Source organism: Snodgrassella alvi, assembly GCF_002777425.1.
Classification (GTDB): Bacteria; Pseudomonadota; Gammaproteobacteria; order Burkholderiales; family Neisseriaceae; genus Snodgrassella; species Snodgrassella alvi_B.
The window spans coordinates 14,252-26,781 of the sequence record NZ_MDVC01000115.1 but is presented as its reverse complement, the minus strand read 5'-3'; the positions used below and the strand labels follow the sequence as shown (position 1 = coordinate 26,781).

Here is a 12,530-nt window from a genome sequence, read left to right as displayed (position 1 = left end):
TATTTTTTGAATTTATATTTGCTGATTGTGAGTTACAGCTGTATTTTCAAAACATAGGCTACTGTTGTTCTCTGCTAATAATCCAGTGCAATCAGTCTTTTGCCAATCGCCATAGCAGGCTGAAATTCAGTACTGATGATAGATAGAGTATTGTTTTTATCCTGAAGAAACAGGGGTATTGCCTGCGGATGATCGTGGCAGTACTGTTGATAATCATAGGCAGCAGTAATATTGGTAATTTTAATCCTTGCCTGTTTATTGAGCATATTTTCCAGTCTGCTGAAAGTAACATCTTTTTCAAACAGTTGGCGGAATACGTACTGATGCTGTTTTTGTGCGCGGGAAGTTAAATCCTGCTCTTCGGCAAAACGGATGCGGTAAATATTCTGTTCTCCAAATTCATGCCGAAACTGTAGCTCACATAAGGTGTTCAGTTCTTTATCACGGCTTACGGCAAACAGGTGGCCGATGCCAATCAGGTCCAGCTGGGTTTGTGCGTTTTCTGAAACGGGATTGCCAAAATAGGTTCGCAGCCCCTGCATGCGTGCCCGGGCAATCTGTACATAGTGATAATCGGCCACTAAAACATCGATATTCAGTTGTTTGAGGGTATTGGCCAGCATAAGGGCTACTTCATTGCTGCCAACAATCAGTACGCCATTATTACCCGGCTCGCGTACCTTGAGTAGGCTGGCAATGGTTTTTGCACCTAAGCCCTGAATCAGCACTGTACCGATAATGATCAGAAAAACCATCGGTGCCAGCAGTTCGGTTCCAGCTAAATGTTGATTTTGCAGGCGTAGCGCAAACAGTGAAGCAATGGATGCAGCGACGATACCACGTGGCCCAATCCAGCTTATCATCAGCTTTTCCTGTACGCTTAAGCCGGAATGGATAGATGAAAACCATACGGCTAGGGGGCGGGCAACAAACATGGCGATGAATAATAAGGCTAAACCATGCCAGCCCAGCCCCAGCAGTGCTGCCACATCCATGCGTGCAGCCAGAATAATAAATAAGGTAGGAATAAATAATAGGGTGAGGGATTCGTTAAAGGCCAGTATGCTTTGTCGGGGGAATTGTGGCCAGTTGGCCAGTGCCAGCCCCAAGATGGTAACGGTTAACAGACCGGACTGGCTTTCCAGATAATTGGATAGGGAAAATACAGTGAGCACAAAAGCAAAGGTCACTACATTGCGCATGTATTCGGGCAACCAGTAGCGCTTGATGGCATTGGCCAGAAACACAGCACCCAAACCACCGCAGATGATGGCCACAAGCACAATTTTGCTGAAAAGTAGCAGTGAGTTTTCGTGCCCGTTGGAAACGATGTATTCATACACCAGCACTACTGCAATAGCGCCAATCGGATCGATAATAATCCCTTCCCAGCGCAGGATATTGGCAATTTGATTACGCGGACGCACACTGCGCAGCATTGGTGCAATAACTGTCGGGCCAGTAACGCAGACAAGGGCACCAAACAGTATGGCTACGCGCAAATCCAGCTTAAACAGCCAGTATGCAGCCAGTGATAACACGGCGATGGTTATCAGTGCACCCAGTGTGACCAGATTCTGAACAATGCGTCCATGCTGGCTGATTTCATGAAATTGCAGGGTGAGGGCACCCTCAAACAGAATAATGGCTACACCAAGTGAAATGCAGGGAAAAAGCAGGTTTCCCATCACGACATCAGGTTGAAACCAGCCCAGTACAGGACCAATGATGATGCCGGCAAACAGCAGAAACAGTACGGATGGTTGTTTCAGATACCAAGCCAGCCATTGTGCGCCCATGCCCAGTGCCAGTAATGCTGAAAACTGAAAGGCTATATCCATTACTTATGCTTTTGTTGTTTACCAGATTTCTATTCTGCCACAAACTCGTTAGCGTATTGTTATTTTGATTTATATAGACATTGGCGATTTGATCTTTTACCTGCTGACTGAGCACTCAGGCTGTACAGCAAAAAACTACTTTGGTATATATTAGTAAATTATCATAAAAATTAATAATAAAATCCTATTCTTGTATTAACATCTGTTTATAAATGCAATAAATTGGTGGCTAAGTTGGTTGAATCACTGCACAATTAAGCCTGCTTATAATAGAAATGGGGATTAAGTATATTCTAGAGGGTCTGGGAATGTAATTAATACCTGACTGGTATGCAAATTATTGTTTTTATTTGAAGAATAATGAGCAAACAATCATGGAGACGATATGAATACACGTATTGAACATGACAGCATGGGTGAAATCGCTGTATCTGAAAATGTTTATTGGGGTGCGCAAACTCAGCGTAGCCTACAGAATTTTGACATTGGCGGTGAAACCTTGCCACCAGCGATGATCCAGGCGATGGCTCTGGTTAAAAAGGCGGCTGCATTAACCAATCAGCAGCTTGGACGCATCAGTGATGAATGTGCCGGTCTGATTGTGCAGGCAGCTGAACGTATTCTGGCAGGCGAGCTGGCTGACCAGTTTCCATTGGTCGTATGGCAAACCGGTTCTGGCACTCAGAGCAATATGAATATGAATGAAGTTCTGGCCAATGTGGCCAATGAAATTGCTGGCCAGCCGCGCGGCAGCTATAAACCGGTGCATCCGAATGATCATGTGAATCATGCCCAGTCTACCAATGATTCATTTCCGACTGCTATTCATGTTGCTACTGCCATTCAGATTAACCAGCATCTGATCCCTACTGTGCAGGCTCTACGTGATACGCTGGCTGCTAAAGCTGAAGCTTTTAAAGATATTGTTAAGATTGGCCGTACCCATTTGCAGGATGCAACACCGTTAACACTAGGGCAGGAATTCAGTGGTTATGTCAGCCAGCTGGATCATGGCCTGGCACGTTTGCAGCAGGCATTGCATTGGTTGTATGAATTGCCATTGGGCGGTACAGCCGTGGGTACCGGCCTGAACAGCCATCCTCAATATGCTGAAAAGGCTGCGGCAAAACTGGCAGAACTGACAGGTTTGCCATTTGTTACCGCACCCAATAAATTTGAAGCCCTCGCCGGACGGGATGCTGTGGTATTTGCTTCAGGCAGCCTGAAAACGCTGGCTGTAAGTCTGAACAAGATTGCCAATGATATCCGCTGGCTGGCCAGTGGCCCGCGCTGTGGTATTGGTGAAATCACCATTCCGGCCAATGAGCCAGGCTCAAGTATTATGCCGGGTAAAGTAAATCCAACCCAGTGTGAAGCGATGACTATGGTGGCTGCACAGGTGATGGGTAACGATGCGACAATTACTGTAGCAGGTGCTTCCGGTAATTTTGAACTGAATGTGTTCATGCCGGTGCTGGTGTTTAATATTCTGCAATCAGTGCGTTTACTGGCAGATGCATGCAATAGCTTTAATCTGCGCTGTGCAGAAGGAATTGAACCGGTACGTGAAAAAATTGATGCCAATTTGCATCATTCACTGATGCTGGTTACTGCCTTGAATCGCCATATTGGCTATGAAAAGGCTGCTAAGATTGCCAAAACCGCTTATGCACAAAATACCAGCCTGAAACAGGCTGCGATTGAGCTTGGCTTTCTGACTGCGGAAGAATTTGATAAATGGGTAATTCCTGAAGATATGATTGCTCCGCATTAATGTTGTAAGCTAGCTAAAAAGCCACATTGTAATGAATATTCAATGTGGCTTTTTGTTGGGACGCTTTTCGGTAATACAAAATTGGGCTGCTTTGTTTTGTGTTATGCGTTCCTGCTATCACCAGATTTTATTTCTTTTTATTGTCAGTTTCTGGTAGTAAACGTGCCTCTACCCGAACATAGCGGTTTTTATCCAGTAATTGTAAGCGTACACCAATAGAGTCATTAATAATGCGCCATGAGTCAACGAAACCCAGTGTGCCCGTGCCGGTGCGTTCATCTTCAATATTGGAACACAATTTGTTGATACCAAATGGCCGGCTTAAGTGCAGGGTATGGCGAAAATCGCGATAAGTACCATTTATCTGGTTACAGCCAAAATAAGCAAAGTATTGATGGGTATTAGGGTCAAAACGAATGCGTGAAGACGCATCAGGCGTGGGTTCGCCATTCAGAGTACGAATTTGCCAGTTACCGGATAAATACTTGGTATTGGGCTTGTATGCAAAAGCACAGGCATTAAGCACAAGCAGAGTAGCTACGCATGCCAGAATCAATTTTAGCTTCTTCATTTTAGAATTTCATCAGGTTAGGTTATTAATTAATATTGATTATAACTTGTAAGTTTATCATTTTTTTTGATTTTATCAGACTAAGTGCATTATTGCTGGGATTCGCGCTGTTGCTTATATAAACGTAACCAGACAAGTGCATCAGCTTTCTGCTGTTCGCTGCCATATTGTAAATCACGCATCGCACGGCGATAACTGGCTTGCTCCTGAGCCTTGGCGATTTGCTGTTGCTGGAATGAGTCCTGATTGTCGGGAACGCGCCGTTGTAACTGCTGGGTTTGTGCTTTGGCCATGGCTTTGGCAATCAGTGCGGCCGGATTGATGCTACTGGCTGATTTGGTTGCCGGTGTGGCTGCAATTGCTGTTTTTTGCTGGCGTGCATGCAATTGCTGTTCTTTCTCGCGTTGTAAGCGTTGCAGGCGGGCTGTGCGGTGCTGAAAACGCGCATTGGCTTGTGTGGCAGCGGCAAAACGCTCGTCCTGTGGATTTTCGGCCAATTGCCGAGCACGGGGCAGCCAGTGTTCTTGTACTGGCTGCATGCTGATACAGTCTACTGGGCAGGGCTCAATGCATAATTCACACCCGCTGCATTCATTGCTGATAACGGTGTGCATTTGTTTGGTAGCGCCCAGAATGGCATCAACCGGACAAGCTTTGATGCAGGCGGTGCAACCAATGCATTCTGCTTCATCAATCACAGCTATTGCTTTGGGCTGCTCCGCTTTGAGCGGGTCGGCAGGAGGCAGTACTGGCACATTCAGTAATTGCGCCAAATCCCTGATGACCGTGGCACCACCCGGGGTGCACAAGTTAATGGCAGCCTCACCCCGGCTTAACGCTTGTGCATATGGAGAACATCCCTGATAACCACATTGCCTGCATTGTGTCTGGGGTAGGAGCCGGTCAATGTGTTCTGAAGCAATAGACATGATAAGACTGCGAAGCTGAATACTGGAAAACAGCTATTCTAACATACAGGCCGATCAGCAAATTTGCAGACATATTCAGGCCTTTTTTGAAGACAGATGTATCCGTTGCCTGCACAGACTGTGATGATATTTGAATTTATGCTGATTAATGGTTAGGCATTGTGTTTAGTGTCCAGCCTCCACCCAAAGCCTGATACAGTGAAACCTGTGCATTCAGATAGTCGGCCTTACTCTGAATAAGCTGGCTTTCCACACTAAGCAGATTACGCTGGCTATCCAGCACATCCAGATAGGGAGAATAACCGGCGCGGTAGCGATTGGTTGCGTGGTGCAAGGCATTGGCCAGTGCATCATGCTCCATTCCCAGAGCCTGCTCCTGTTGCTGTAAGCGATAGCTGGCAGATAGCTGGTCTTCGACTTCTTTTAGTGCTGTCAGCACGGTTTTGCGATAATTCCAGGCTGCTTCATTCCGTTTGGCCACGTTCAGGTCAAAATTGGCCTGAATTTTACCTCCTTCAAAGATAGGTGCCAGTATACTGCCACCTATACTCCATATATTAACTGGTTCTTTAATGGGTGCAGTAGAAAACACACGGCCAAGTGTGGCACTGATTTTTACTGATGGTAAAAATTCTGCCTGTGCCGAAGCCAGACTGGCGTCACTGGCGGCCAGTAATAATGATGACTGCACGATATCCGGGCGGTGTTTCATCAGATCGGAAGGCAGTATGGCAGGAATGGCTGGTGCATGCAGTTCAGATAGTGATAAGCCCCGTTCGATAGTGTGGCTGTTACTGCCTACCAGCATACTCAGTGCATGCTCCTGCTGGCTGATGCTGGATTGAATCACCGGAATCTGTTGCAGCGTGGCCGCATACTCTGCTTGTGCCTGATTAAGCTCCAGTTGTGAGGTATAGCCTACGTTGGCCTTGGACTGGGCAATTTTGAGTTCACGCTGACGTGCATCCAGTGTTTTTTGCAATAGATTCAGTTTTTCGTCCAGCGCCCGCAGGGTAATATAGGATTTAACTGTGGTAGTAATGACACTGAGGCGGGTAGCTGCTGCAGCAATTTCGGTAGCCTGCCGGCTTAGATGGCCAGCTTTAAACGCATTACGGTTTTTACCAAATATATCCAGTTCATAGGCAGCCTGAAAAGCCGGCTGTTCAACTCTGGTAATGGTAGCCATGCCAAAGGCATTCAGGCCTTTTTGCCGGGTAGTACCACCACTGGCATCGAGACTGGGTAATAATGAAGCGCGCGAGGCATGTTCCTGAGCCAGTGCTTCCTGTATCCGCGTTTGTGCCAGAGCAATATCGATGTTATTGGCAAGGGCTTCGTTGATGAGCTGATCTAAAACCGGATCATTCAGTTGTGTCCACCACTGTGCATCCGCATTTTGTGTTGTTTGAGTATATTGTTCGTGCCATTGTGCCGGTGCTTCTACCCGTGCTGTTGCCGGAATACTCGGAATCCGGGGAATACAGCCACTTGCACAGATGGAGAGTGCTGTTAGTGCAAAAAGTTGGACTAAAGATGCTTTCATGCTTTCACTCTGGTTGTGTCAATACTCACTACCACCGACATGCCCGGGCGCAAGCGTTCGAAAAATTCATTATGGTTATCTATGCGGATACGTACGGCAATACGCTGCGGTACTTTAACAAAGTTACCTGTGGTGGTGTCCGGTTTGATGACAGAAAATTCACTACCGGCAGCAGGAGAAATTTTTTCTACGGTACCGCTGATTTTGGCACCATTGAGTGCATCTACGGTAAACCATGCTGGCTGGCCGACACGAATATGAGCTGTCTGTGCTTCCTTGAAGTTGGCTACTACCCATTTGCGTTCTGGTACCAGAAACATTAATTGTGTGCCAGCATTCACCAGCTGGCCGTTTTTAACGCTGATTTCACTCAAACGGCCATTTTCAGGTGCGCGCACGACTGTATTGGACAGGTCGATCTGTGCCAGCCCCAGTTGAGCGTGTGCATTATCTACGTTTGCTTTCAGGCCGCTTTTGTTGACATGAGTACTTTTCAAGTCTTCCTGAGCCACACGATATTGTGCTTTGGCTTGGGCTACGCCGGTTTGAGCCTGTTTCAATGCGGCACGTGTCTGGTCACGCTCGCGTAAAGACAACGAGCCATCGGCTACCAGTATGTTTACACGAGCCATGTCTGCCTGTGCTTTTTCCAGCTGTGCCTGTGCGTTGGCAATATCCGCTGCACGTGCCGCCAGTGTGGCTTCTTTACTGCGGCGATTTTGCTCATAATTGGCCAGACTACTGTCTTGCAGGCCAATTCCGGCTTCAGCCGCAGCAACTTTTTGTTTATAGATGCGGTCATCAATCTGGATTAATGGCTGGCCGGCTTTAACGTCGTCAAAATCCTGTACATATACTTTAGTCACGTATCCAGTAACCTGCGGGCTGATGATTGTGGTCTGGCCGCGCACGTAGGCATTATCGGTAGAAACCATGGAATTGCGAAATGGTGGTAATTGCCAGGCGCGTAGAATCATCAGGATACCCAGCATCAGTATCAGTACCAGTATGGCAGTAACAAACCATTTGCGTTGCGGTGGTTGCCACTGGCTGGCTACTGGCTGGGCAGGAGGTGGATTACTTTTGTCTGCTGCTGTAGAACTACCTGCCGTCTGATTCGAACCAGCCTGACTACCGGCTACCTGTGCGGATGTTTGCCCGCTACCAGTACTGCTGGCGGATGATAACGGTTTTTCAGTCTGGTTTTGGTCAGTTTCTGGGATTTGGTCAGGTCTGTTTTGCGGTGTGTTAGTCATTATAATCCTCTATATTATTGTTTTGGTGGTTCCTGCATCGCACGCTGGCGGGCTGCTGCAAAATTTTTCAGCTCACGCCCAATTGGATTGGTGCCATGCACCTGATGCCACCAGCGATGCGCGCCGACAACCAGAAAACAGATTAACGAACCGATACCAACTGTCACAAATAAATCATTGTAGGCAGCTACCTGTGCCAGCATGCTATCCTGTTGAATCAGTTTGCTGACACCATACGCATGATTCCATGTGCTGTCGAAGCTGAAACGTTCGCTGGCATGTGCATTTTGCTGGATTAGGTGGTTAACCTGCGGGTCTGTAAGATAGGAACCATCGGCACTATTGATTAAATGTATGCGTGTCCGGATAGTGATAAATGCATTAAGCAGGGCCGAACCAATCAGTCCGCCAACTGTCTGGGAAAAACCGAATACTGCGGAGAAACTCATAATGTATACCGAGTCTTTTGAAATAGCCCGAATCAGCCCCTCCATCATTACTGGACCGAAGAAAAACAGGGAGGCGAAGGCAATCATAAATTCCGGAATATAGAAATTGACCGGTCGTGACCATTGATTTTGCCCGACTTCCATAAAACTGGCCATGGCAATAATGGCAAATGAAATAACCAGAGGTAATTTAATATCGGTAGGTTTGAACGTGAATACGCTGGTAATCAGCCCCAGTGCCGCACCACAGGAAGTAACAGCATAAAAATGCATCATTTGGTCGTTACTCAGACCTAATACAGTCATTAAACCGGCTGCACCCATATTCTGTTCAGATAAGGCAACCCGAATCAGTGAGCCGAAAATCAGAATTTGAAGCATTCCGTTGGTGTGCATCATCCATTTGATATCAAGCATCGGCCGTTTGCGATTGTATTCAATGATAACGGAAAGCATACAGCACACGACACCGGCTACAAACAGCCAACCAATCCAGTCTTTGTCCCACCAGACAATTCTTCCCTGTACGGCTCCGGCAGAAATAAACGCAATACCGGCTGCCATTAAGGGAAAGCTTATGAGGTCAATTTTTTCAAATGATTTTTCCAGATAGCCGGAGGGAATGGGCAATAGCCATACTGCTGCGCATACCAGCAGCGCCATCCCTAACTGGAAGCTGAAGATAAGCTGAAACTGTTCGTGCTGTAACAGTAGGGGAGAGATGAATCTTGCCAGCGGCTGACTAAGCTGGGTTAGCCCCAGACCAAGTATCATACCTTTAGCGCGATGAATAGTTGGCATGGCCTGCATCATGTAATACATGGCCATGCTGTTTAAACTGCCGCCTACAAGCCCGCTCATACCGCGGGCGAATAATTCCATATGATAGCTATGGAAGAAAAACTGTAGACTATTGGTTAGTATCAGCCCCAGAATAATGTAACTTACATAACGCGGCAGGCCAAAATTCTGGCGGATTTTGAATAATAATACGCTAATAATGGCACTGAACATGTAATAGGATACTTGTATCCAGCCGCCCTGTTCAGGCGTCAGTCCCAGATAACCTTGCATCTGCGGAATATTGGCCAGCATCATGCCATTGGTAAAGCCGGCAGTTAAACCTACCAGTACACCGATGATGGCATAGCAAACACGCCTTCGCCATGGATGGTCTGGGAATGAGGGCGAACCTGCCATCATGGGGCGTTCATGCGGTTTTAACTGATAAGTAGTATGAGGCATGGGATTTTTACTGCCATATATGATTTGTTCTAGCAGCTACAATTGAAAATGCCATCCATTAAGCCTGAATAAATCCAGATGGATGGACAGTTTAGGTATTGCTTGAATCATTTTAAAACAAAATATTGATTTCTACGAACAATGATTAATTAATGTAATAATAACCTGATATTAGCAAATTTTGGATTAAATTAATGTTTTTATAATGTTTTTATAAGTCTGTCTGTTTCAGGTTATCAAGAATTGAGTGAAGAATGTTTGGATAATTTTATATATTACAACAATTTATCTAATTTATTTATGTGTAACCAAGAGTATGTGTTAGTATCTTATGAAAGTTATATGAATAAATAACATATTGTATCTGAACGGTATAGAAAATTTGGCAAAGAGAAAAGCTAAAGCTCCTGAAGGAGCTTTTTAAAAATTAATTTTCTTCTACATCTCTGGCAATGGATTCGTCAAATTCTTTTTTTTCCTTTCTGATTCGCTCAACGATGGTGTTGTAATCAGTTCCTTGCAAATATGCCGGTGCCAGTTGGGGATTCAATAAATAAATTAACATATTAATGTCTGATATATGTCCTAATGCGCAAGCACATGCATATACAGTCAGATCTGAATAAAAGTTGTATTTTCGTTGAAGATTCTGGGCAAATTGATCAATATTAGCAAACAGTTCATTTGCCCGCGTATTAATTTCAGCTAGCTAAATGTTCTTGCTGGATGTCTGTTTTATCCATGTTGTTTACCAATGATGATTAATTGCACCGCCAGTTAAGTCAAAAACACCTTATTCTCGGCAATATATTATATATAGTCCCACTTTGATGAAATGCTATATTCAGAATTTCCTTTCGGGACACAATACATATTGAGATGTCCAATGTTAGAGTTGGATGCCAGATATCAATAAATGTGGTTCATTATCTTTTTAGAATTTTTGCAGGTTGCATTTGTATTTAGTATTGAAAAACTCAAAATAGCCAGTGTGATTAAGGTAGTTTTTTGACATAATCATTCTTAATTACATCTTATTGAAAATTTAAGTTTTTACAATGTAAATTTTATTTGGTAATAAAGCAAGTTAATTTTTAGGTTTTTTTCCGCTTTTTCATTTATTATTAATAAGGTAAAATTGTCAGGATACTTTTAAGATAGGCTATAAATTAAATTTTTCTGCTTAACTAGGCTAACCAGCAAAGTAATCAACTAAAACTAATGCGCCATAACAAGAAAGATAAATCCTGATTGAGCACAGTTGCTTTAGCTAAAAAAATATAGCGTAACCAGTGGTTACGCTATATTTGGAATTGGTGCCGGCACCAAGAGTCGAACTCGGGACCTTCTGATTACAAGTCAGCTGCTCTACCAACTGAGCTATGCCGGCTAAAGAGATGCGCATTATGCGCAATAAAATTAAATTGCGCAAGCCCTTTTTAGAATTATTTTTTTATTTTACAAATAAACTGCTGTTTTTTTGGTTAATTAAAATATTCAAGCTTTAGCTTGTGGGCGACAAACTATAACTATTTTTTATATCGCTCTATATTATAATAAACGGTTTTGTTTATTTAATGGGAGTGTCAGGGTGGGACACCATTTCAAACTTGCGCTTGCAGGCGCACAAATTCTATTTGTTGCATTCGGTGCCATGGTTCTGGTACCGCTGCTGACGGGGTTGAACCCGGCATTGGCGTTGATGGGAGCGGGTATTGGTACTTTATTGTTTCAAATCTGTACTAAACGCAAGGTACCAATTTATCTGGGTTCTTCGTTTGCATTTATTGCTCCGATTATTTACGCCATGCAGGAGTGGGGACTGGCTTCTACCATGTTTGGTCTGTTTGCTGCTGGCTTTATGTATTTTGTTTTTGCCGCACTGATTAAATGGCGTGGGTTGGCTTCGGTACACCGTTTGCTGCCACCGGTAGTAATTGGGCCGGTTATTATGGTGATTGGACTATCGGTAGCGGTAGTAGCCAGCAATATGGCCATGGGCAGATCGGGTGACAAACAGGTAGTTGATTATGCACATTCGCTGTTCTTATCGGGTTTTACTTTTGCGGTAACGGTAATTGTAACGGTATTTGGCAGCAAAATGATGCGCTTGATTCCCATCCTGATTGGTGTGGCTGCAGGCTATATTATGGCGTGGTTAACTGGAGTGGTGGATACCAGTGCGATGGCAGCGGCGCCATGGTTTGCAATACCTCATTTTGCTACACCACAAGTTAACTGGCAGGCAGCGCTGTTTATGCTGCCCGTGGCCATTGCGCCAGCTATCGAGCATATTGGTGGGATTATGGCCATTGGTAAGGTAACTGGCCATGATTATGTAAAAGACCCTGGTTTGCATCGTACTTTGGCAGGTGACGGTTTGGGGGTGTGTATTGCCGGTTTAATTGGTGGCCCTCCTGTAACTACTTATGGTGAGGTAACTGGAGCAGTGATGATTACTAAAAACAGTAATCCGGTGATTATGACGTGGGCGGCTGTATTTGCGATTTTTATGGCTTTTTTTGGCAAGTTTAATGCGTTTCTCAGCTCCATTCCGCTGCCTGTGATGGGGGGAATTATGCTGTTGCTGTTTGGTACGATTGCTTCACTGGGTTTGAAAACGTTGATTGATGCCAAAGTGGATTTAATGGAACCACGTAATCTGGTTATTGTGAGCTCGGTGCTGATTGTGGGTGTTGGTGGTATGGTGGTGAAAATTGGCACTATGGCATTTGCCGGTGTGGGCTTATGTGCTTTGTTGGCGATAGTGCTGAATTTACTGTTGCCAGTCAAATCGTCTTCTCGGGTCTGATTGGTCACTTTCTGAATTTATTGCAAAATCGCAGTTGCCTGGGCACTGCGATTTTTTTGTATCTTCAGATTGACAGATGCACTATGCTTTTGGGGTAACTGCAAAAT

Annotated in this window: 9 protein-coding genes and 1 tRNA gene; 2 read left to right on the top strand and 8 right to left on the bottom strand. The window is 44.9% G+C overall.

From position 1 onward, the window contains the following. Positions 1–74 precede the first annotated feature (74 nt). Positions 75–1,841 (bottom strand): cation:proton antiporter, encoded by a 1,767-nt coding sequence (locus BGI33_RS12100; RefSeq protein ID WP_100091430.1) that lies wholly within the window; start codon positions 1,839–1,841, stop codon positions 75–77. Between the two features lie 385 nt (positions 1,842–2,226). Here BGI33_RS12100 and fumC point away from each other — a divergent pair, with 385 nt between their 5' ends. After that, positions 2,227–3,615: a class II fumarate hydratase gene (gene fumC / locus BGI33_RS12095; protein WP_100091429.1), complete on the top strand. Its 1,389-nt coding sequence runs from the start codon at positions 2,227–2,229 to the stop codon at positions 3,613–3,615. Positions 3,616–3,742: 127 nt separating this feature from the next. Here fumC and BGI33_RS12090 read toward each other — a convergent pair whose 3' ends face one another. The 7 genes from BGI33_RS12090 to BGI33_RS12065 form a co-directional block, all read right to left on the bottom strand. Continuing rightward, positions 3,743–4,186 (bottom strand): META domain-containing protein, encoded by a 444-nt coding sequence (locus tag BGI33_RS12090; protein ID WP_100091428.1) that lies wholly within the window; start codon positions 4,184–4,186, stop codon positions 3,743–3,745. An 89-nt stretch (positions 4,187–4,275) separates the two neighbouring features. Continuing rightward, positions 4,276–5,115 carry an RnfABCDGE type electron transport complex subunit B gene (locus BGI33_RS12085; protein WP_100091427.1) on the bottom strand — a complete coding sequence of 280 codons (840 nt, stop codon included), beginning with the start codon at positions 5,113–5,115 and terminating at the stop codon, positions 4,276–4,278. 145 nt (positions 5,116–5,260) lie between these two features. Further along, a complete protein-coding gene (locus tag BGI33_RS12080) occupies positions 5,261–6,661 on the bottom strand; it encodes an efflux transporter outer membrane subunit (RefSeq protein WP_100091426.1) in 1,401 nt (466 codons plus the stop codon). Beyond that, a complete protein-coding gene (locus tag BGI33_RS12075; protein WP_100091425.1) occupies positions 6,658–7,917 on the bottom strand; it encodes an HlyD family secretion protein in 1,260 nt (419 codons plus the stop codon). The genes BGI33_RS12080 and BGI33_RS12075 overlap by 4 nt, the downstream gene beginning before the upstream one ends. Before the next feature lie 14 nt (positions 7,918–7,931). Next, positions 7,932–9,611 carry an MFS transporter gene (locus BGI33_RS12070; protein ID WP_100091424.1) on the bottom strand — a complete coding sequence of 560 codons (1,680 nt, stop codon included), beginning with the start codon at positions 9,609–9,611 and terminating at the stop codon, positions 7,932–7,934. A 427-nt stretch (positions 9,612–10,038) separates the two neighbouring features. Beyond that, the gene (locus BGI33_RS13320) at positions 10,039–10,176 is read right to left on the bottom strand and encodes a hypothetical protein (protein ID WP_180297053.1); all 138 of its coding nucleotides are present in this window, start codon (positions 10,174–10,176) and stop codon (positions 10,039–10,041) included. Positions 10,177–10,925: 749 nt separating this feature from the next. Then, positions 10,926–11,001: transfer RNA gene (locus BGI33_RS12065), tRNA-Thr, on the bottom strand. 201 nt (positions 11,002–11,202) lie between these two features. On the opposite strand from BGI33_RS12065, the gene BGI33_RS12060 reads away from it, so the two are divergent. Beyond that, entirely contained in the window at positions 11,203–12,423 is a 1,221-nt protein-coding gene (locus BGI33_RS12060; protein ID WP_100091423.1) for a uracil-xanthine permease family protein, read from the top strand. The last annotated feature ends 107 nt before the right edge of the window (positions 12,424–12,530 follow it).